The organism is Streptomyces sp. NPDC015127 (assembly GCF_043080095.1).
Taxonomy (GTDB): domain Bacteria; phylum Actinomycetota; class Actinomycetes; order Streptomycetales; family Streptomycetaceae; genus Streptomyces.
The window spans coordinates 36,723-57,326 of record NZ_JBIBVE010000013.1 but is presented as its reverse complement, the minus strand read 5'-3'; the positions used below and the strand labels follow the sequence as shown (position 1 = coordinate 57,326).

Sequence of the window (20,604 nt, the reverse complement as noted above, 5' to 3'; positions counted from 1 at the left end):
CCGGCGGACGGCCACCTGCTCAGGAGGCCTTCGCCGTCGCCTCCTCGCGCATGCGGTCGGCGACCTGCTGCGGCATCGGCTCGTGCCGTGCGTAGGTCCGCGCGAAGCGGCCCGTGCCGTGCGAGATGGACCGCAGGTCGACCGCGTAGCGCCCGATCTCGATCTCCGGTACCTCCGCCCGCACCAGCGTGCGCCCGCCGCCTGCCTGTTCGGTGCCGATGACCCGGCCGCGCCGGCCGGACAGGTCGCTCATCACCGGACCCACGTACTCGTCCGGTACGAGCACCTGCAGTTCGGCCACCGGCTCCAGCAGGTTGATCCGTGCCCCGGCCGCGGCCTCGCGCAGTGCGAGGGCGCCCGCGGTCTGGAAGGCGGCGTCGGAGGAGTCCACCGAGTGGGCCTTGCCGTCCCGCAGGGTGACCCGTACGTCGACGAGCGGATAGCCCGCCGCGACACCGCGCGCGGCCTGGGCGCGTACGCCCTTCTCCACGGACGGGATGAACTGGCGCGGCACCGCTCCGCCGACGACCTTGTCGACGAACTCGACGCCGGAGCCGGGCGGCAGGGGATCGACGTCGATCTCGCAGATCGCGTACTGCCCGTGGCCGCCGGACTGCTTCACGTGGCGGCCGCGTCCGGCGGAGCCGGCGGCGAACGTCTCGCGCAGCTGGACCTTGTGGGGCACGACGTCGACCTGGACGCCGTAGCGGTTGCGGAGCCGTTCGAGGGCGACGTCCGCATGCGCCTCGCCCATGCACCACAGCACCACCTGGTGGGTGTCCTGGTTCTGTTCCAGCCGCATCGTCGGATCCTCGGCGGCGAGGCGGGTCAGGCCCTGCGACAGCTTGTCCTCGTCCGCCTTGCTGTGCGCCTGGATGGCGAGCGGCAGCAGCGGATCGGGCATCGTCCAGGGCGCCATCAGCAGCGGGTCGTCCTTGGCGGAGAGGGTGTCGCCGGTCTCGGCGCGGGACAGCTTCGCGACGCAGGCCAGGTCCCCGGCGATGGCGTGGGGGAGCGGGCGCTGCTGTTTGCCGAAGGGCGCGGACAGGGCGCCGATGCGTTCGTCGACGTCATGGTCCTCGTGCCCCCGGTCGGCGAGGCCGTGACCGGACACGTGCACGGTCTCGTCGGGCCGCAGGGTCCCGGAGAAGACGCGGACCAGGGAGACCCGGCCGACGTACGGGTCCGAGGCCGTCTTGACCACCTCGGCGACCAGCGGTCCCCCCGGATCACAGCTGATCGCGGGGCGCGGGGAGCCGTCGGGGGTCGAGACGTCGGGCGGAGTCGACTCCAGCGGGGTCGGGAAGCCGCGGGTGATCAGGTCCAGCAGCTCGACAGTGCCGAGGCCCTGCCGGGCGCCGTCGGCCGCGGGAGCGGCGGCGAGGACCGGATGGAAGGTGCCGCGCGCGACGGCCTTCTCCAGGTCGTCGACGAGGGTCTTGAGGTCGATCTCCTCACCGCTGAGATAGCGGTCCATCAGGGTCTCGTCCTCGCTCTCCGCGATGATGCCCTCGATGAGCCGGTTGCGGGCCTCCTCGATCAGCGGGGTCTGGGAGGGGTCGGGCGGGGACTCCTTCCGTTCGCCCGCCGAGTAGTCGAAGATCTTCTGTGTCAGCAGGCCGACGAGGCCGGTGACCGGTGCGTGACCGTCCGCCTGCTGGGGGCCGTACTGCGGCAGGTAGAGCGGCAGGACGGCATCGGGGTCGTCGCCGCCGAAGATCCGTCCGCAGACGGCGGTGAGCTCCTCGAAGCCGGTGCGCGCGGTGTCCAGATGCGTCACGACGATGGCGCGCGGCATGCCGACCGCCGCGCACTCCTCCCACACCGCGCGGGTCGCGCCCGCCACGGCATCCGCCTCCTGCGCGGCCGAGACGACGAAGAGGGCCGCGTCCGCTGCCCGCAGACCGGCCCTCAGCTCCCCGACGAAGTCGGCGTATCCGGGAGTGTCGAGAAGATTGATCTTGTAACCGTCCCATTCGAGGGGGACGAGGGACAGCTGTACGGAACGCTGCTGGCGGTGCTCGATCTCGTCGTAGTCGGAGACCGTGGCGCCGTCCTCGACCCGGCCGGCCCGGTTGACCGCCCCCGCGGTCAGCGCCAGTGCCTCGACCAGCGTCGTCTTGCCCGACCCGCTGTGGCCGACCAGCACCACATTCCGTACGGATGCGGGGTGGTCGGCCGTTACTGCTCTGCCGGCGGCTCCGGGGTGTGCGTGCGACTTGTCGCCCATGATCTTGCCTCCCGATCGATTGCGCGGCGAGGAGGGGTTTCCGCGGGCGCGGGAAGCCGGGACGGTGTCCCGAATCGTCGTCCGGGGCAGCTCCGGCGATGCCCGCGGTGGTCTTTCGAGCTTTCCACTGCTGTCATGGTGCGTCCATACGTCGGACGCCGCAGCACCTGTCCGGGTCCCGGCCGTGGGCCGTCACGGGCGTGGCTACGATGGGCCAGCCGGTGGCCGTTGGGGCCATGCGGCCCACCGACCCTCGGGAAGGCCATGCTGAACAAGTACGCGCGTGCATTCTTCACGCGTGTTCTCACACCGTTCGCCGCGTTTCTGCTCCGCCGCGGGGTGAGCCCCGACGCCGTCACGCTCATCGGCACGGCCGGAGTCATGGCGGGAGCGCTGGTCTTCTTCCCCAGGGGCGAATTCTTCTGGGGCACCATCGTCATCACGCTGTTCGTCTTCTCCGACCTCGTCGACGGCAACATGGCCCGGCAGGCGGGGATCTCAAGCCGCTGGGGCGCGTTCCTCGACTCGACCCTCGACCGGGTCGCCGACGGCGCGATCTTCGGTGGTTTCGCCCTCTGGTACGCCGGCGCGGGCGACAACAACATGCTCTGCGCGGTCGCCATCTTCTGCCTCGCGAGCGGCCAGGTCGTGTCGTACACCAAGGCCCGGGGGGAATCGATCGGCCTGCCCGTCGCCGTCAACGGACTCGTCGAGCGCGCGGAGCGGCTCGTCATCTCCCTGGTCGCCGCCGGCCTCGCCGGTCTCCACGGTTTCGGGGTACCCGGCATCGACATCCTGCTGCCGATCGCCCTGTGGATCGTCGCCGTGGGCAGCCTGGTGACGCTGGGGCAGCGGGTCGTCACCGTACGCCGGGAGTCCGCCGAGGCGGAGGACGCGGCGGCCCGGCCCGGCGGGGCCGAGCAGGAAGGGGCCGGGGCATAGTGATGCGCGACCGGTTGACCGACGCCCTGTACGGACTGGGCTGGGGCGCGGTGAAGAAACTGCCCGAGCCGGTGGCCGCCGGACTCGGCCGCACCATCGCCGACGCCGCCTGGAAGCGGCGCGGCAAGGGCGTGCTGCGGCTCGAGTCCAATCTCGCACGGGTGGTGCCCGACGCGGGCCCCGAGCGCCTGGCCGAGCTCTCCAAGGCGGGCATGCGGTCGTACATGCGCTACTGGATGGAGTCGTTCCGACTGCCGAGCTGGAGCCAGGAGCGCGCGCAGCACAGCTTCGACGGCAAGGACATGCATTACCTGACCGATGGCCTTGCGTCCGGCCGGGGAGTCGTACTCGCCCTGCCGCACCTCGCCAACTGGGACCTTGCCGGGATCTGGGTCACCCGGGCGCTCGGCATCCCCTTCACCACGGTCGCCGAACGCCTCAAGCCGGAGTCCCTCTACGACCGGTTCGTCGCCTACCGGGAAAGCCTCGGCATGGAGGTCCTGCCGCACACGGGCGGGTCCACCTTCGGCACGCTGGCCCGGCGGCTGCGGGACGGCGGCCTCGTCTGCCTGGTCGCGGACCGCGACCTCTCCGCCTCCGGCGTCGAGGTGACCTTCTTCGGCGAGACCGCCCGCATGCCCGCCGGTCCCGCGCTGCTGGCCCAGCAGACCGGTGCCCTGCTGCTCCCGGTGACGCTCTGGTACGACGAGACGCCCGTCATGAAGGGCCGTGTCCACCCGCCGGTCGAGGTCCCGGCGTCAGGCACGCGCGCCGAGAAGACGTCCTCCATGACGCAGGCCCTCGCCGACGTCTACGCCGAGGGCATCGCCGAGCACCCGGAGGACTGGCACATGCTGCAGCGACTGTGGCTCTCGGACCTCGAACCCCGGGAGGACAGGTCGTGAGGATCGGCATCGTCTGCCCGTACTCCTGGGACGTGCCCGGCGGGGTGCAGTTCCACATCAGGGACCTGGCCGAGCACCTGATCCGGCTCGGGCACGACGTCTCCGTCCTCGCCCCCGCGGACGACGACACGCCCCTGCCGCCGTACGTAGTCTCCGCGGGCCGCGCCGTGCCCGTCCCGTACAACGGGTCGGTCGCCCGGCTCAACTTCGGCTTCCTGTCCGCGGCCCGCGTGCGGCGCTGGCTCCACGACGGCACCTTCGACGTCATCCACATCCACGAGCCGACGTCGCCGTCTCTGGGGCTGCTCTCCTGCTGGGCCGCGCAGGGTCCGATCGTCGCCACCTTCCACACGTCCAACCCGCGGTCGAGGGCCATGATCGCGGCCTACCCGATCCTCCAGCCCGCGCTGGAGAAGATCAGCGCGCGGATCGCCGTCAGCGAGTACGCCCGCCGCACGCTCGTCGAGCACCTCGGCGGCGACGCGGTCGTCATCCCGAACGGCGTCGACGTCGGCTTCTTCGAGACGGCCGAGCCGAAGGCGGAGTGGCAGAACGGCACGATCGGCTTCATCGGCCGGATCGACGAGCCCCGCAAGGGCCTGCCGGTGCTGATGAAGGCGCTTCCGGCGATCTTCGACGCCTGTCCGGAGGCGCGGCTGCTGGTCGCCGGCCGCGGCGACGAGGAGGAGGCGGTCGCGACCCTGCCGGCCGAGATGCGTTCGCGGGTCGAGTTCCTCGGGATGGTCAGCGACGAGGACAAGGCGAGGCTGCTGCGCAGCGTCGACGTGTACGTGGCGCCCAACACGGGCGGCGAGAGCTTCGGCATCATCCTGGTCGAGGCGATGTCGGCGGGCGCGCCGGTACTGGCGTCCGACCTGGACGCGTTCGCGCAGGTACTGGACAAGGGCGCGGCGGGCGAGCTGTTCGCCAACGAGGACGCGGACGCGCTGGCGGCGGCGGCGATCCGCCTGCTCGGCGATCCGGACCGGCGGCGGGAGCTGCGCGAGCGGGGCAGCGCGCATGTGCGGCGGTTCGACTGGTCGACGGTGGGCGCGGACATCCTGGCGGTCTACGAGACGGTGACGGACGGCGCGGCGTCGGTGGCCACGGACGACCGGCCGGGCCTGCGGGCGCGCCTGGGCCTCCTGACCCGCGACTGAGACGCTGCGGCCCCGGGTTCAGGCCCCCTGTCCGTGGGTGGTGCCGGGGGCCGGGGCCAGCCGGAGAAGCCGCCTCCCCATGGGGCGTTGAGCACGCGGACCCGGCCATGCACGAGAAGCCCGCCCGCCCCATGGGGCGTTGAGCACGTGGACCCGGCCGCGCACGAGCGCGCAGACCGGTCCGCCGCCTGCACGAGGGCCCGGTAGCCTTGCCGCCCGTGAGCACCCTGATCTGGATCGTCGTCGCCCTCGTGGCCATCGGCATGTACCTCAGCTGGACCGCCGGGCGACTCGACCGGCTCCACGCGCGGATCGACGCCGCCCGTGCCGCGCTCGACGCGCAGCTCCTGCGGCGTGCCTCGGTCGCGCAGGAGCTCGCCACCTCCGGGGTGCTCGACCCCGCCGCGTCGATCGTGCTCTACGAGGCGGCGCACGAGGCCCGGCAGGCCGAGGAGGAGCACCGCGAGGTCGCCGAGAGCGAGCTCAGTGCCGCGCTGCGGGCCGTGTTCGGGGAGGCCGCGCAGATGGAGGCGCTGCGCGCGGTCCCGGGAGGCGAGGACGCCGCGGGCGAGCTCGCGCAGGCGGTGCGCCGCGTCCCCATGGCGCGCCGGTTCCACAACGACGCGGTCCGCGCCGCGCGCGCCTTGCGTCGGCACCGCACGGTGCGCTGGTTCCGGCTCGCGGGCCACGCCCCGTTCCCCATGGCGTTCGAGATGGACGACGAACCCCCGGCCGCGCTGGCGGACCGGCCCGCCTGACGACCGGCCCGCACAAAACGATCCACGGGGTGACTATTGGCCCTTGATGTGGACTGGTCCCCGGATGTTCCATCGGTGACGCATCACAACGTCGTCATCGAGTGAGGTCCATCCGTGTCCAGCACCACCACCCCGCAGACCCCCGAGACCGGTACCGCCCGCGTCAAGCGCGGCATGGCCGAGCAGCTCAAGGGCGGCGTGATCATGGACGTGGTCAACGCCGAGCAGGCGAAGATCGCCGAGGACGCCGGCGCCGTCGCCGTCATGGCCCTGGAGCGCGTGCCCGCCGACATCCGCAAGGACGGTGGCGTGGCCCGGATGTCCGACCCGAACATGATCGAGGAGATCATCGACGCGGTCTCCATCCCGGTGATGGCCAAGTCGCGCATCGGCCACTTCGTCGAGGCCCAGGTGCTCCAGTCCCTCGGTGTCGACTACATCGACGAGTCCGAGGTCCTGACCCCGGCCGACGAGGTCAACCACAGCGACAAGTGGGCCTTCACCACCCCGTTCGTCTGTGGCGCCACCAACCTGGGCGAGGCGCTGCGCCGTATCGCCGAGGGCGCGGCCATGATCCGCTCCAAGGGCGAGGCCGGCACCGGCAACGTCGTCGAGGCCGTCCGCCACCTGCGCCAGATCAAGAACGAGATCGCCAAGCTGCGCGGCTTCGACAACAACGAGCTGTACGCCGCCGCCAAGGAGCTGCGCGCCCCGTACGAGCTCGTCAAGGAGGTCTCCGAGCTCGGCAAGCTGCCGGTCGTGCTGTTCTCCGCCGGTGGCGTGGCCACCCCGGCCGACGCCGCGCTGATGCGCCAGCTCGGTGCCGAGGGCGTCTTCGTCGGCTCCGGCATCTTCAAGTCGGGCGACCCGGCCAAGCGCGCGGCCGCCATCGTGAAGGCCACCACCTTCTACGACGACCCGAAGATCATCGCGGACGCCTCCCGCAATCTGGGCGAGGCCATGGTCGGCATCAACTGCGACACCCTGCCCGAGGCCGAGCGCTACGCGAACCGGGGCTGGTAATGACGACGCCCGTGATCGGTGTCCTGGCCCTCCAGGGCGACGTACGGGAGCACCTGATCGCCCTGGCCGCGGCGGACGCCGTGGCCAGGCCGGTGCGGCGGCCCGAGGAACTGGCCGAGATCGACGGCCTGGTGATCCCCGGCGGCGAGTCCACGACCATGTCCAAGCTCGCCACGCTGTTCGGCATGCTGGAGCCGCTGCGTGAGCGCATCGCGGCCGGCATGCCGGTGTACGGCACCTGCGCCGGACTGATCATGCTCGCCGACAAGATCATCGATCCGCGCTCCGGCCAGGAGACGCTCGGCGGCATCGACATGATCGTCCGCCGCAACGCCTTCGGCCGGCAGAACGAGTCGTTCGAGGCGACCGTCGAGGTGTCCGGAGTCGGTCCCGTCGAGGGCGTCTTCATCCGCGCCCCGTGGGTCGAGTCCATCGGCGCTCAGGTCGATGTTCTCGCCGAGCACGACGGCCACATCGTCGCCGTACGGCAGGGAAATGTGCTCGCGACCTCCTTCCATCCCGAGCTGACCGGTGACCACCGGGTGCACGGCCTGTTCGTCGACATGGTGCGCACGGTGGGCTGATGGGATCCCGGTAGGATCTCTGGGGTTCGTTCAGAAATTGGTTACGCGAAGGAGACAGGCAGATGTCCGGCCACTCTAAATGGGCTACGACGAAGCACAAGAAGGCCGTGATCGATGCCAAGCGCGGCAAGCTCTTCGCGAAGCTGATCAAGAACATCGAGGTCGCGGCACGCACCGGCGGCGGTGACCCCGACGGCAACCCGACGCTGTTCGACGCCATCCAGAAGGCGAAGAAGAGCTCTGTTCCGAACAAGAACATCGACTCGGCGGTCAAGCGCGGCGCCGGCCTGGAGGCCGGTGGCGCCGACTACGAGACGATCATGTACGAGGGCTACGGCCCGAACGGTGTCGCGGTGCTCATCGAGTGCCTCACCGACAACCGCAACCGCGCCGCCTCCGACGTGCGCGTCGCCATGACGCGCAACGGCGGTTCGATGGCCGACCCGGGTTCCGTCTCGTACCTGTTCAACCGCAAGGGCGTCGTCATCGTCCCCAAGGGCGAGCTGTCCGAGGACGACGTCCTGGGTGCCGTCCTGGACGCGGGCGCCGAGGAGGTCAACGACCTCGGTGAGTCCTTCGAGGTGCTGAGCGAGGCCACCGACTTGGTCGCGGTCCGCACCGCCCTCCAGGAGGCCGGCATCGACTACGACTCGGCCGACGCCAACTTCGTCCCGACCATGCAGGTCGAGCTCGACGAGGAGGGCGCGCGCAAGATCTTCAAGCTGATCGACGCGCTGGAGGACAGCGACGACGTGCAGAACGTCTTCGCCAACTTCGACGTCTCGGACGAGGTCATGGAGAAGGTCGACGCCTGAGCCACGCGCGTACGACGGGCCGACGGGGACACATCCCCGTCGGCCCCTCGCGTTGTTGGGCCGTTGTCGGTGCCGGCCGATAGCCTGCATGAACTGGGGGTACCGCCCCCAGCGGTAGCCGGGGGAGAGCGGAAGAGGGGTGGGACGCGTGCGCGTTCTCGGGGTGGACCCCGGGCTGACCCGGTGCGGTGTCGGCGTCGTGGAGGGCGTGGCCGGCCGGCCGCTGACGATGCGCGGCGTCGGCGTCGTACGGAGCCCGGTGGACGCCGATCTGGGTCACCGGCTGGTTGCGATCGAGCAGGGCATCGAGCAGTGGCTCGACGAACACCGCCCCGAATTCGTCGCGGTGGAGCGGGTGTTCAGCCAGCACAATGTGCGGACGGTGATGGGCACGGCCCAGGCCAGCGCCGTGGCCATGCTCTGCGCGAGCCGCCGCGGGATCCCCGTCGCCCTGCACACGCCCAGCGAGGTCAAGGCGGCCGTCACCGGCAGCGGACGGGCCGACAAGGCGCAGGTGGGTGCCATGGTGACCCGGCTGCTGCGGCTCGACGCACCGCCGAAGCCGGCCGACGCCGCGGACGCTCTCGCCCTTGCCATCTGCCACATCTGGCGCGCCCCCGCGCAGAGCCGCCTGCAGCGGGCGGTCGCCGCGCACCACGCTTCGACGAAAGGCCGGACCTCATGATCGCCTTTGTGAGCGGCACGGTGGCCGCCCTCGCCCCGACCACGGCCGTGATCGAGGTCGGCGGCGTCGGCATGGCCGTGCAGTGCACACCGAACACGCTCTCGGAGCTGAGGCTGGGTCAGGAGGCCAAGCTGGCCACGTCGTTGGTGGTCCGGGAGGACTCGCTGACGCTGTACGGCTTCGCCGACGACGACGAGCGCCAGGTCTTCGAGCTCCTGCAGACCGCGAGCGGCGTGGGCCCGCGCCTGGCCCAGGCGATGCTCGCCGTGCACACACCGGACGCCCTGCGGATCGCCGTCGCGTCCGGTGACGAGAAGGCGCTGACGGCGGTGCCGGGGATCGGCAAGAAGGGCGCACAGAAGCTGCTGCTGGAGCTGAAGGACCGCCTCGGGTCGCCGATCGGCTCCGCGCCGGCCGTGGGCGCGCCCGTCAGCCAGTCCTGGCGCGACCAGCTGCACGCCGCGCTGATCGGCCTCGGCTACGCGACCCGCGAGGCGGACGAGGCGGTGACGGCGGTGTCTCCGCAGGCGGAGACGATGGGTCCCTCCCCGGCGGTCGGCCCCCTGCTGCGAGCGGCGCTCCAGACCCTGAACCGGACGCGCTGACGTGTCCCCCCCGGCATCGTCTCCCGACCGGGGCCACGGCCCCCGGACCGCGTACGGTGCTTCGCGCGGTGTGCTCAGTCGCCGCCGACCGGCTGTCCGCCGGCCCTGCTGCGTTTCCCGACTGTCCCCGGGGTCCCATGCATGACGGCCGGGCCGTCGGGGGAGACGCGTGGGCACCGGACGGGCCGTCCAGCGGCCCAGCCGGGTCGCCCGGGCTTCACCCGGACCGGTGTCCGCCGGCCGCGCTGGCTTTCCCGGGTTTCGCTCGTGGCGCCCGGACGGGCTGTCCGGCGGCCGTGCTGGATCTCCCGGGCTTCCACCGTGTCACCAGGACCGGCTGTCCTGGCTGCCGGCCCGGCTGGGTCGCCCGGCCGTCGACGGGGGCCCCACCCACGGCCTCCGGGCCGTAGGCGGAGATCGAGCCACGAGGGGCTCCGCCCGCCCGCAGGCCGTAGGGGGGCCGGGGCAGCGCCCCGGGGACACGCCCCGCCTCGCCCGCACGCAACCGTACGAACCGAAAAGGACACACCACGTGAACTGGGACGACGAGACCACCGCCGAGGCGGAAGCGCGGCTGGTCGGCGGTGCCGCCGACGGCGAGGACCAGGCCGTCGAGGCGGCGCTGCGACCCAAGTCGCTGGCCGAGTTCGTCGGCCAGGAGCGCGTGCGCGAACAGCTCGACCTCGTGCTCAAGGCCGCCCTCGCCCGCGGCGCCACCGCCGACCACGTACTGCTCTCCGGCGCACCCGGCCTCGGCAAGACCACCCTGTCGATGATCATCGCGGCGGAGATGAACGCCCCGATCCGCATCACCTCCGGCCCCGCCATCCAGCACGCCGGCGACCTCGCCGCCATCCTCTCCTCGCTCCAGGAGGGAGAGGTCCTCTTCCTCGACGAGATCCACCGCATGTCCCGGCCCGCCGAGGAGATGCTCTACATGGCGATGGAGGACTTCCGCGTCGACGTGATCGTCGGCAAGGGCCCGGGAGCCACCGCCATCCCTCTGGAGCTTCCGCCGTTCACCCTGGTCGGCGCCACGACGAGGGCCGGCCTGCTGCCTCCCCCGCTGCGCGACCGCTTCGGCTTCACCGCGCACATGGAGTTCTACGAGCCCGTCGAGCTGGAGCGCGTGATCCACCGGTCCGCACAGCTCCTGGATGTCGAGATCGAGGCGGACGGCGCCGCCGAGATCGCCGGCCGCTCGCGCGGCACGCCCCGTATCGCCAACCGTCTGCTGCGCCGCGTCCGGGACTACGCCCAGGTCAAGGCGGACGGCCTGATCACCCGGGAGGTGGCAGAGTCCGCCCTCGCCGTGTACGAGGTGGACAGCCGCGGCCTGGACCGGCTGGACCGGGCCGTGCTGCAGGCGCTCCTGAAGCTCTTCGGCGGCGGCCCCGTCGGCCTGTCCACGCTCGCGGTGGCCGTGGGGGAGGAGCGCGAGACGGTCGAGGAGGTGGCCGAGCCCTTCCTCGTACGGGAGGGCCTGCTGGCCCGGACGCCCCGGGGCCGGGTCGCCACGCCCGCGGCCTGGGCGCACCTCGGGCTCGTGCCGCCGCAGGCAGGCGCAAGTGGACAACAGGGGTTGTTCGGGGCGTGACGGCGAGGAGACTCGTCCGGTGCGGAACCACGGTGCGATGCTGGGCGTTGTTCCAGTGATGCGGACTCGCTTAGACTCCGCCGATGCCGACCTTTCGGGTCGGCGCGCCCACCCCCGTAGATCAGGCCGTTCATCAGCGCGGTCGTGCGAAGGAATTCCCCGCCGTGGATATCTTGACCCTCCTCCCCTTCATCGTGCTCATCGGGGCCATGTTCCTGATGACCCGCTCCGCCAAGAAGAAGCAGCAGGCTGCCGCCCAGATGCGCGACCAGATGCAGCCCGGCACCGGAGTGCGGACCATCGGTGGCCTGTACGCGACCGTCAAGGAGGTCAACGACGACACGGTCCTCCTGGAGGCCGCTCCCGGCGTCCACCTGATTTTCGCGAAGAACGCCATCGGCGCGGTCCTCTCCGACGAGGAGTACAACCGCATCGTCCACGGTGACGACGATGTCACGGTCGACGGCGCCACCGTCGTCCCTGACGACGCCGCCTCTCTGAGCGACGACGCCGCGGCCGCCGAGGCCACGGACTCCGACAAGATCGACCTCGGCAAGAAGGCCGAGGCGGCCGACGCGGACGACACCGAGGCGAAGGACGCCGACGCCAAGGACGGCAAGACCGACGGCGAGGCCGACGCGAAGTAGTCACGATCGGGGACCGCGACGGCGCCCACCGGCGCCGGGCGGTCCCCCGGTTGTGCCGACTTACCTTCGGGGGCAGGTCCCCACAACACTTCGTGGCCGCCTCGGCGCACACCCGGCGCGGGCGGTTGGACAGGGAGAAACGAGAAGGTGGCAGCACCGAACAGGGGCCGAAGGCCCGCGGGGGCTCAGGGGAAGCCGGGGCGTTCCCTGGTTCTGATCCTGATCGCCATGGTCGCGCTCACGGGCGGCATGTTCTGGGCGGGGCAGCTCACGCCGCGTCTGGGCATCGACCTGGCGGGCGGTACGACCATCACGCTCGAGGCGAAGAGCGAGCCCGGCAAAGAGAGCGCCGTCAACGAGACCAACATGAACACGGCGGTCGGCATCATCGAGCGCCGTGTCAACGGTCTGGGTGTCTCCGAGGCCGAGGTTCAGACCCAGGGCGACCGGAACATCATCGTCAACATCCCCAAGGGGACGAATTCCGAGCAGGCCCGCGAGCAGGTCGGCACCACCGCCCAGCTCTTCTTCCGGCCCGTGCTGACCGTCGCCGCCGGCGGCCCCGCCGCCCCCGAGCCGTCCCCGAGCGCGTCGCCCAGCGGCAAGCCCAAGGACGACAAGGCGACGGACAAGCCGAAGGCCGACGCCCCCTCCGGCTCTCCCTCCGCCACCGCGTCGCCCAGTGCGACCACCCAGGGCCGTGCCGTGACCGAGGGCCTCAAGGCCCCCGCGGCGAGCCCCACGCCGTCCGCGTCGGACAAGCCGAAGACGTCCGAGAGCCCCAAGCCCTCGGACAAGCCCGAGCCGACCCCGTCCAGCGACCCGGCCTCCGCCGCGCTGGAGAAGCAGTTCATCGCTCTGGACTGCACGGACGACAAGGCCCGCGGCAAGCTCGGTGACAACGTCAAGCCGACCGAGACCACCCTCGCCTGCGGCAAGAACAGCGTGGGCCAGTGGGAGAAGTACATCCTCGGCCCGGCCGAGGTGGACGGCAAGGACGTCGACGACGCCAAGGGCCAGCTCGACCAGCAGCGCGGCATGTGGATCGTCACGATGGAGTTCACCGAGAGCGGCGCCAAGAAGTTCTCGAAGATCACCAGCCGCCTCTCGCAGCAGCAGCCCCCGATGAACCAGTTCGCCATCGTCCTCGACGGCGAAGTGGTCTCGGCCCCGCAGGTGAACCAGACGCTGAGCGCCAGCGCCGAGATCACCGGCAACTTCACCCAGGACTCCGCCCAGAACCTGGGCAACATCCTGTCCTACGGTGCCCTGCCGCTCTCCTTCGAGGAGCAGAGCGTCACCACGGTGACCGCCGCCCTCGGTGGCGAACAGCTGCAGGCGGGTCTGATCGCCGGTGCGATCGGCCTCGCGCTCGTCGTGATCTACCTGGTCGTCTACTACCGCGGCCTGGCCCTGATCGCGATCCTCAGCCTCATGGTGTCCGCGATCCTGACGTACACGCTGATGGCCCTGCTCGGCCCGGGTATCGGCTTCGCGCTGAACCTGCCGGCCGTCTGCGGTGCCATCGTCGCGATCGGTATCACCGCCGACTCGTTCATCGTCTACTTCGAACGCATAAGGGACGAGATCCGCGAGGGCCGCACCCTGCGTCCGGCCGTGGAGCGGGCCTGGCCGCGTGCCCGGCGCACGATCCTGGTCTCCGACTTCGTGTCGTTCCTCGCCGCCGCCGTGCTCTTCATCGTCACGGTCGGCAAGGTCCAGGGCTTCGCGTTCACGCTGGGTCTGACGACCCTGCTCGACGTGGTGGTCGTCTTCCTGTTCACCAAGCCGATCATGACGCTCCTCGCCCGCAGGAAGTTCTTCGCGAGCGGCCACCCGTGGTCCGGACTGGACCCGAAGCGGCTCGGCGCCAAGCCCCCGCTGCGCCGCTCCCGTCGCATCTCCGCCCCCACCGACCCGAAGGAGGCGTGAGATGTCACGACTCGGAAACCTCGGTGCCAAGCTGTACCAGGGCGAGGTCGGCTACGACTTCGTCGGCAAGCGCAAGATCTGGTACGGCGTCTCGATCCTGATCACCATCACGGCCATCCTCGGCCTCGTGGTCCAGGGCCTCAACATGGGCATCGAGTTCAAGGGCGGTGCCGTCTTCACCACTCCGAAGACGAGCGTGTCGGTCGCGCAGGCGCAGGACGCCGCGGAAGAGGCCTCCGGCCACCCCGCGATCGTCCAGGAGCTCGGCACCGGCGGCATGCGTATCCAGGTCAGTGAGCTGGACACCAAGCAGGCCGACAAGGTCGCCGCCGAGCTCTCCGAGACGCTCGACGTCGACGCCGAGAAGATCAACGCCGAGCTCGTCGGACCCAGCTGGGGCGAGCAGATCGCCAACAAGGCGTGGACGGGCCTCGGGGTCTTCATGATCCTCGTCGTGATCTACCTGGCCATCGCCTTCGAGTGGCGTATGGCGGTCGCGGCCCTGATCGCGCTGATCCACGACATCACGATCACCGTCGGTGTGTACGCGCTCGTCGGCTTCGAGGTCACGCCGGGCACCGTGATCGGTCTGCTCACGATCCTCGGTTACTCGCTGTACGACACGGTCGTCGTCTTCGACTCCCTCAAGGAGGGGTCGAAGGACATCACCAAGCAGACCCGCTGGACCTACAGCGAGGTCGCCAACCGCAGCATCAACAGCACCCTGGTGCGGTCGATCAACACCACGGTCGTCGCCCTGCTGCCGGTCGCGGGCCTGCTGTTCATCGGTGGCGGTGTCCTGGGCGCCGGCATGCTGAACGACATCTCGCTCTCGCTGTTCGTCGGCCTCGCCGCCGGTGCGTACTCCTCGATCTTCATCGCCACTCCGCTGGTCGCCGACCTCAAGGAGCGCGAGCCGCAGATGAAGGCCCTGAAGAAGCGCGTCCTCGCCAAGCGTGCCGCCGCGGCGGCCAAGGGCGAGCCGGCCGAGTCCGAGCAGCCCGAGCAGCCTGACGACAGCGCCGACGACGTGCAGGAGGACACGACGCCGGCCGTCGTCGGCCAGCGCGGGCGCGGGCGCGGCCGTCCCTCGGGCAGGCGCCGGTGACCGCCGCCGGGACCCGGGAGCTGCTGCTCAGCCGCATCCGTGACGTCGCCGATTACCCGAAGCCGGGAGTGATGTTCAAGGACATCACGCCCCTGCTCGCCGACCCGGTCGCCTTCACGGCGCTGACGGACGCGCTCACCGAGCTGTGCGTCCGCCACGGCGCGACGAAGATCGTTGGCCTCGAGGCCCGCGGCTTCATCCTCGCCGCACCGGTCGCCGTCCGCGCGGGCATCGGGTTCATCCCGGTGCGCAAGGCGGGCAAGCTGCCCGGGGCGACGCTGGGACAGGCGTACGAGCTGGAGTACGGCACCGCCGAGATCGAGGTGCACGCCGAGGACCTGAGCGCGGGGGACCGCGTCATGGTCATCGACGACGTCCTTGCCACAGGCGGCACCGCCGAGGCCTCGCTGGAGCTCATCCGGCGGGCGGGCGCGGAGGTCGCGGGCATCGCGGTCCTGATGGAGCTCGGCTTCCTCGGCGGCCGGTCCCGGCTCGACGGCGCCCTGCGCGGGGCACCGCTGGAGGCGCTGATCACGCTCTGACGGCCGCGGCCGGCCGTCCACGGCACCGACGGGTGCCCCCGAAACACTCGGGGGCACCCGTCGTCGTTCCCGCCGCTGCCCTTGTGGCGCATGCCTCTCCACCGCCTCGTACGCACCGGGTCGGCCAGGTCGATACCATGGGCTTTCCGGGCTCGACCGGGGGACCCGGAACCGCACGAGGAGTGCCCTTGCCAGACGAGGCCCAGTCCGCCGCCGCGCAGCCCGGCCAGAAGGCCGACCAGGCCGCGGCAGCCCCTGTCACGCCCGAGCCGACGCCGGACCGGAATCAGCGGCCTCCCGCGCCCGAGCGCGTGGGCCCCGTGCCCGTTTCCGCGCCCAAGCCCGTGCCCCCCGCCACGACGCGTTCGGGCGGCTCCTCGAACCGGGTACGCGCCCGCCTGGCCCGCCTCGGAGTGCAGCGCTCGTCGCCGTACAACCCGGTGCTGGAGCCGCTGCTGCGGATCGTGCGCAGCAACGACCCCAAGATCGAGACGTCCACGCTGCGCCAGATCGAGCGCGCCTACCAGGTCGCCGAGCGCTGGCACCGTGGTCAGAAGCGCAAGAGCGGCGACCCGTACATCACGCATCCGCTCGCCGTCACCACCATCCTCGCCGAGCTCGGCATGGACCCGGCGACGCTGATGGCCGGCCTCCTGCACGACACCGTCGAGGACACCGAGTACGGGCTGGAGCAGCTGCGCCGGGACTTCGGCGACTCGGTGGCCCTGCTCGTCGACGGCGTCACCAAGCTGGACAAGGTCAAGTTCGGCGAGGCGGCGCAGGCGGAGACCGTGCGCAAGATGGTCGTCGCCATGGCCAAGGACCCGCGTGTCCTGGTCATCAAGCTCGCCGACCGCCTGCACAACATGCGCACCATGCGCTACCTCAAGCGGGAGAAGCAGGAGAAGAAGGCCCGCGAGACGCTGGAGATCTACGCCCCGCTGGCGCACCGGCTGGGCATGAACACCATCAAGTGGGAGCTGGAGGACCTCGCGTTCGCGATCCTCTACCCCAAGATGTACGACGAGATCGTGCGCCTGGTCGCCGAGCGCGCGCCCAAGCGCGACGAGTACCTCGCCATAGTGACCGACGAGGTCCAGGCCGACCTGCGCGCCGCCCGCATCAAGGCCACCGTCACCGGCCGCCCGAAGCACTACTACAGCGTCTACCAGAAGATGATCGTCCGCGGCCGTGACTTCGCGGAGATCTACGACCTGGTGGGCATTCGCGTCCTCGTCGACACGGTCCGCGACTGCTACGCGGCCCTCGGCACGGTGCACGCGCGATGGAATCCGGTCCCCGGCCGGTTCAAGGACTACATCGCGATGCCCAAGTTCAACATGTACCAGTCGCTGCACACGACGGTCATCGGCCCCAACGGCAAGCCCGTCGAGCTGCAGATCCGCACGTTCGACATGCACCGCCGCGCGGAGTACGGCATCGCGGCCCACTGGAAGTACAAGCAGGAGACCGTCGCCGGCGCCTCCAAGATCCGCACGGACGTCCCCAGGGCCGGCAAGGGCACCGCGGGCCAGGACACCGTCAACGACATGGCCTGGCTGCGGCAGCTGCTGGACTGGCAGAAGGAGACCGAGGACCCCAGCGAGTTCCTGGAGTCCCTGCGCTTCGACCTGTCCCGCAACGAGGTCTTCGTCTTCACCCCCAAGGGCGACGTCATAGCGCTCCCGGCGGGCGCCACCCCCGTCGACTTCGCCTACGCCGTGCACACCGAGGTCGGCCACCGCACCATAGGCGCGCGGGTCAACGGACGGCTCGTACCGCTGGAGTCGACCCTCGACAACGGCGACCTGGTGGAGGTCTTCACCTCCAAGGCCGAGGGCGCGGGCCCCTCCCGCGACTGGCTCGGCTTCGTCAAATCGCCCCGGGCGCGCAACAAGATCCGCGCCTGGTTCTCCAAGGAGCGCCGCGACGAGGCCATCGAGCAGGGCAAGGACGCCATCGCGCGCGCCATGCGCAAGCAGAACCTGCCGATCCAGCGCATCCTCACCGGTGACTCCCTGGTGACCCTCGCGCACGAGATGCGCTACCCCGACATCTCGTCGCTGTACGCGGCGATCGGCGAGGGTCATGTCGCCGCCCAGGGCGTGGTGCAGAAGCTGGTGCAGGCCCTCGGCGGCGAAGAGGCCGCCAACGAGGACATCGCCGAGTCCGCCCCGCCCTCCCGCAGCCGCGGCAAGCGCCGCAACAGCACGGACCCGGGCGTGGTCGTCAAGGGCGTCGAGGACGTGTGGGTCAAGCTGGCCCGTTGCTGTACGCCCGTCCCCGGCGACCCGATCATCGGCTTCGTCACCCGCGGCAGCGGCGTCTCCGTGCACCGCGCGGACTGCGTCAACGTCGACTCGCTCTCCCAGCAGCCCGAACGGATCCTCGACGTCGAGTGGGCGCCCACCCAGTCGTCGGTCTTCCTCGTCGCCATCCAGGTCGAGGCGCTGGACCGCTCCCGGCTGCTGTCGGACGTGACCCGCGTCCTGTCCGACCAGCACGTCAACATCCTGTCGGCGGCCGTGCAGACCTCCCGCGACCGGGTGGCCACCTCGCGCTTCACCTTCGAGATGGGCGACCCCAAGCACCTCGGCCACGTGCTGAAGGCGGTCCGGGGCGTCGAGGGGGTCTACGACGTCTACCGCGTCACCTCCGCGCGGCGCCCGTAGCCGGCAGCCCGCACACGAAAGGGGCCCCGGTACGCGACGCGTACCGGGGCCCCTTTCGTCTCGGCGTGGTCAGCCGCCGAACTCCTCCAGGCCCTTCAGCGCCTGGTCCAGCAGCGCCTGACGGCCCTCGAGCTCCTTGGCGAGCTTGTCGGCCTTGGCGTTGTTGCCCGCCGCACGCGCCGCGTCGATCTGCTCACGCAGCTTGTCCACGGCCGCCTGCAGCTGGCCCGTCAGACCCGCGGCACGCGCACGCGCCTCCGGGTTCGTACGGCGCCACTCGTTCTCCTCGGTCTCCTGGAGTGCCCGCTCCACCGCGTGCATCCGGCCCTCGACCTTCGGCCGGGCGTCGCGCGGCACATGGCCGATGGCCTCCCAGCGCTCGTTGATGGCCCGGAAGGCGGCGCGGGCCGCCTTGAGGTCCGTCACCGGCACCAGCTTCTCGGCCTCCGCCGCGAGCTCCTCCTTGAGCTTGAGGTTCTCCGCCTGCTCGGCGTCGCGCTCGGCGAACACCCCGCTGCGCGCGGCGAAGAAGACGTCCTGGGCGCCGCGGAAGCGGTTCCACAGGTCGTCCTCGGCCTCGCGCTGCGCGCGGCCGGCAGCCTTCCACTGCGCCATCAGATCGCGGTAGCGGGCCGCGGTGGGGCCCCAGTCCGTCGAACCCGACAGGGCCTCGGCCTCGGCCACCAGCCGCTCCTTGGTCTGACGGGCCTCCTCGCGCTGTGCGTCCAGCGACGCGAAGTGCGCCTTGCGCCGCTTGGAGAACGCCGAGCGGGCGTGCGAGAACCGGTGCCACAGCTCGTCGTCGGACTTCCGGTCGAGCCGCGGCAGGCCCTTCCAGGTGTCCACCAGGGCCCGCAGCCGCTCACCCGCGGCCCGCCACTGGTCGCTCCGTGCCAGCTCCTCGGCCTCGGTGACCAGCGCCTCCTTGGCCTGACGCGCCTCGTCGCTCTGCTTCGCGCGCTGCGCCTTGCGCTCCTCGCGGCGCTTGTCGACCGTCGCCACGAGCGCGTCCAGACGCACGCGCAGCGCGTCGAGGTCGCCGACGGCGTGGTGCTCGTCCACCTGCTGGCGCAGATGGTCGATCGCCGCCATGGCGTCCTTCGTCGACAGGTCGGTGGTCTTCACCCGCCGCTCGAGGAGGCCGATCTCGACCACCAGGCCCTCGTACTTGCGCTCGAAGTAGGCCAGCGCCTCCTCGGGAGAGCCCGCCTGCCACGATCCGACGACCTTCTCGCCCTCGGCAGTACGCACGTACACGGTGCCCGTCTCGTCGACGCGGCCCCACGGGTCGCTGCTCACAGCGCCTCCTCAACCTGATGCCCGCGAGGGAGTTCGTCCCCGGGCATCGTCCACAGTTTCCTGGGACGGGCCTCGCCCGTCCTGAGCAACGCGAAGCCGGCCCGCGCTGCACAACGCCAATCTAGGCGACCGGCTGCCTGGCTGTCCGCACTCAGCGCGGCCGAAATTCCCCGGCTCACACCTCGCGGACACCCGGTTCACACCTTGGGGACGGTGGCCTTCTCGATGGTGACGGCCTTCTTCGGGGCACCGTCGCTCGCGCCGCCCTCGACACCGGCCTTGCCCACGGCCTCCACGGCCTTCAGGGTCTTGTCGTCCATCGTCCCGAAGGGCGTGTAGGTGGGCGGCAGTTTGCTGTCCTTGTACACGAGGAAGAACTGGCTGCCGCCCGAGTTCGGCTGGCCGGTGTTCGCCATCGCGACCGTGCCCGCGGGGTACGTCACCGTGCCGTCGGCCCCCGCCTTGCCGAGCGCCGTGAGGTTCTCGTCCGGGATCGTGTAGCCGGGACCGCCGGTGCCGTCGCCCTTCGGGTCGCCGCACTGCAGCACGAAGATGCCCTGCGTAGTGAGGCGGTGACACTTGGTGCCGTCGAAGTAGCCCTTCTCCGCGAGCGACTTGAACGAGTTGACCGTGCGCGGGGTCTTCGCCGCGTCCATCGCGATCGTGATGTCGCCCTCGTTCGTCTTGAGCGCGAAGGTGTACTTCGCCTTCTTGTCGATCGACATGGCGGGCTCGGGCGAGGAGCTCTCGGACGGCGACGGGGTGGCGCTGGGCGAGGTGTCGGACGAGGCGCTGTCGCTCTTGTCGCCGTCGCTCAGGGCCGCGCCCGCGTAGACGGCACCGCCGGCGGCGAGCACGACGGCCAGGGCGGCCGCGATGATCGTGTTGCGCTGCTTCGCCTTCTTCCGCGCCTGCTCCCGACGCTGCTGCTGGCGCTCGAACTTCTCTCTGGCGAGCTGCCGCCGCCGCTGATCGCTGCTGACCACCGGGTCTTCTCCTTGTAGGTCGTGAACGTCGAACGAGTCGTGTCCGTCGAGGGGCCGTGCACGCGGCGTGATGCTGACCGCCGGGCTTTGCCCCGTACCGTATACGGGTTGGCT

The 20,604-nt window shown here is 71.0% G+C and carries 18 protein-coding genes; 15 read left to right on the top strand and 3 right to left on the bottom strand.

Annotated features, from left to right (window positions below; genetic code table 11):
* Positions 1-19 precede the first annotated feature (19 nt).
* Complete coding sequence (locus tag ACF08N_RS25230) at positions 20-2,230, bottom strand: elongation factor G-like protein EF-G2 (RefSeq protein ID WP_392326951.1); 2,211 nt, start codon at positions 2,228-2,230, stop codon at positions 20-22.
* 264 nt (positions 2,231-2,494) lie between these two features.
* Here ACF08N_RS25230 and pgsA point away from each other — a divergent pair, with 264 nt between their 5' ends.
* The 15 genes from pgsA to ACF08N_RS25155 all read left to right on the top strand — a co-directional run bounded on the left by pgsA (position 2,495) and on the right by ACF08N_RS25155 (position 18,205).
* On the top strand, positions 2,495-3,172 hold the full coding sequence (gene pgsA / locus ACF08N_RS25225) for a phosphatidylinositol phosphate synthase (protein WP_392326950.1): 678 nt from the start codon (positions 2,495-2,497) through the stop codon (positions 3,170-3,172).
* 2 nt (positions 3,173-3,174) lie between these two features.
* A complete protein-coding gene (locus ACF08N_RS25220; RefSeq protein ID WP_392326949.1) occupies positions 3,175-4,077 on the top strand; it encodes a phosphatidylinositol mannoside acyltransferase in 903 nt (300 codons plus the stop codon).
* Entirely contained in the window at positions 4,074-5,237 is a 1,164-nt protein-coding gene (locus ACF08N_RS25215; protein ID WP_392326948.1) for a glycosyltransferase family 4 protein, read from the top strand. The genes ACF08N_RS25220 and ACF08N_RS25215 overlap by 4 nt, the downstream gene beginning before the upstream one ends.
* Before the next feature lie 263 nt (positions 5,238-5,500).
* The gene (locus ACF08N_RS25210) at positions 5,501-5,995 is read left to right on the top strand and encodes a hypothetical protein (protein ID WP_392327158.1); all 495 of its coding nucleotides are present in this window, start codon (positions 5,501-5,503) and stop codon (positions 5,993-5,995) included.
* A gap of 114 nt (positions 5,996-6,109) precedes the next feature.
* The gene (gene pdxS / locus ACF08N_RS25205; RefSeq protein WP_177153221.1) at positions 6,110-7,018 is read left to right on the top strand and encodes a pyridoxal 5'-phosphate synthase lyase subunit PdxS; all 909 of its coding nucleotides are present in this window, start codon (positions 6,110-6,112) and stop codon (positions 7,016-7,018) included.
* Positions 7,018-7,602, top strand: coding sequence for a pyridoxal 5'-phosphate synthase glutaminase subunit PdxT (gene pdxT, locus ACF08N_RS25200; protein WP_392326947.1), 585 nt, complete (start codon positions 7,018-7,020; stop codon positions 7,600-7,602). The genes pdxS and pdxT overlap by 1 nt, the downstream gene beginning before the upstream one ends.
* 62 nt (positions 7,603-7,664) lie before the next feature.
* Complete coding sequence (locus tag ACF08N_RS25195) at positions 7,665-8,417, top strand: YebC/PmpR family DNA-binding transcriptional regulator (protein ID WP_177153219.1); 753 nt, start codon at positions 7,665-7,667, stop codon at positions 8,415-8,417.
* 148 nt (positions 8,418-8,565) lie between these two features.
* A complete protein-coding gene (gene ruvC, locus ACF08N_RS25190; protein WP_392326946.1) occupies positions 8,566-9,102 on the top strand; it encodes a crossover junction endodeoxyribonuclease RuvC in 537 nt (178 codons plus the stop codon).
* On the top strand, positions 9,099-9,707 hold the full coding sequence (gene ruvA, locus ACF08N_RS25185; protein WP_392326945.1) for a Holliday junction branch migration protein RuvA: 609 nt from the start codon (positions 9,099-9,101) through the stop codon (positions 9,705-9,707). Before ruvC ends, ruvA begins: the two co-directional genes overlap by 4 nt.
* A 532-nt stretch (positions 9,708-10,239) precedes the next feature.
* Positions 10,240-11,304 carry a Holliday junction branch migration DNA helicase RuvB gene (gene ruvB / locus ACF08N_RS25180; RefSeq protein ID WP_392326944.1) on the top strand — a complete coding sequence of 355 codons (1,065 nt, stop codon included), beginning with the start codon at positions 10,240-10,242 and terminating at the stop codon, positions 11,302-11,304.
* 164 nt (positions 11,305-11,468) lie between these two features.
* On the top strand, positions 11,469-11,951 hold the full coding sequence (yajC, locus tag ACF08N_RS25175; protein WP_392326943.1) for a preprotein translocase subunit YajC: 483 nt from the start codon (positions 11,469-11,471) through the stop codon (positions 11,949-11,951).
* A gap of 147 nt (positions 11,952-12,098) precedes the next feature.
* Positions 12,099-13,883, top strand: coding sequence for a protein translocase subunit SecD (gene secD / locus ACF08N_RS25170; protein ID WP_392326942.1), 1,785 nt, complete (start codon positions 12,099-12,101; stop codon positions 13,881-13,883).
* A 1-nt stretch (position 13,884) separates the two neighbouring features.
* The gene (gene secF / locus ACF08N_RS25165) at positions 13,885-14,991 is read left to right on the top strand and encodes a protein translocase subunit SecF (protein ID WP_392326941.1); all 1,107 of its coding nucleotides are present in this window, start codon (positions 13,885-13,887) and stop codon (positions 14,989-14,991) included.
* On the top strand, positions 14,988-15,533 hold the full coding sequence (locus tag ACF08N_RS25160) for an adenine phosphoribosyltransferase (protein ID WP_392326940.1): 546 nt from the start codon (positions 14,988-14,990) through the stop codon (positions 15,531-15,533). The genes secF and ACF08N_RS25160 overlap by 4 nt, the downstream gene beginning before the upstream one ends.
* A 188-nt stretch (positions 15,534-15,721) precedes the next feature.
* A complete protein-coding gene (locus ACF08N_RS25155) occupies positions 15,722-18,205 on the top strand; it encodes a RelA/SpoT family protein (RefSeq protein ID WP_392326939.1) in 2,484 nt (827 codons plus the stop codon).
* A gap of 69 nt (positions 18,206-18,274) precedes the next feature.
* Here the strand turns inward: ACF08N_RS25155 and ACF08N_RS25150 are convergent, their stop codons facing one another.
* The gene (locus ACF08N_RS25150) at positions 18,275-19,504 is read right to left on the bottom strand and encodes a DUF349 domain-containing protein (RefSeq protein ID WP_392326938.1); all 1,230 of its coding nucleotides are present in this window, start codon (positions 19,502-19,504) and stop codon (positions 18,275-18,277) included.
* Between the two features lie 197 nt (positions 19,505-19,701).
* Positions 19,702-20,490 carry a peptidylprolyl isomerase gene (locus tag ACF08N_RS25145; RefSeq protein ID WP_392326937.1) on the bottom strand — a complete coding sequence of 263 codons (789 nt, stop codon included), beginning with the start codon at positions 20,488-20,490 and terminating at the stop codon, positions 19,702-19,704.
* Positions 20,491-20,604 lie beyond the last annotated feature (114 nt).

What these genes read in the sequence shown, in the direction of transcription:
- ACF08N_RS25230 (WP_392326951.1), bottom strand. Translation starts at nt 2,230, where the DNA reads ATGGGCGACAAGTCGCACGCACACCCCGGAGCCGCCGGCAGAGCAGTA.
- pgsA (WP_392326950.1), top strand. Translation starts at nt 2,495, where the DNA reads ATGCTGAACAAGTACGCGCGTGCATTCTTCACGCGTGTTCTCACACCG.
- ACF08N_RS25220 (WP_392326949.1), top strand. Translation starts at nt 3,175, where the DNA reads ATGCGCGACCGGTTGACCGACGCCCTGTACGGACTGGGCTGGGGCGCG.
- ACF08N_RS25210 (WP_392327158.1), top strand. Translation starts at nt 5,501, where the DNA reads ATGTACCTCAGCTGGACCGCCGGGCGACTCGACCGGCTCCACGCGCGG.
- pdxT (WP_392326947.1), top strand. Translation starts at nt 7,018, where the DNA reads ATGACGACGCCCGTGATCGGTGTCCTGGCCCTCCAGGGCGACGTACGG.
- ACF08N_RS25195 (WP_177153219.1), top strand. Translation starts at nt 7,665, where the DNA reads ATGTCCGGCCACTCTAAATGGGCTACGACGAAGCACAAGAAGGCCGTG.
- ruvA (WP_392326945.1), top strand. Translation starts at nt 9,099, where the DNA reads ATGATCGCCTTTGTGAGCGGCACGGTGGCCGCCCTCGCCCCGACCACG.
- secF (WP_392326941.1), top strand. Translation starts at nt 13,885, where the DNA reads ATGTCACGACTCGGAAACCTCGGTGCCAAGCTGTACCAGGGCGAGGTC.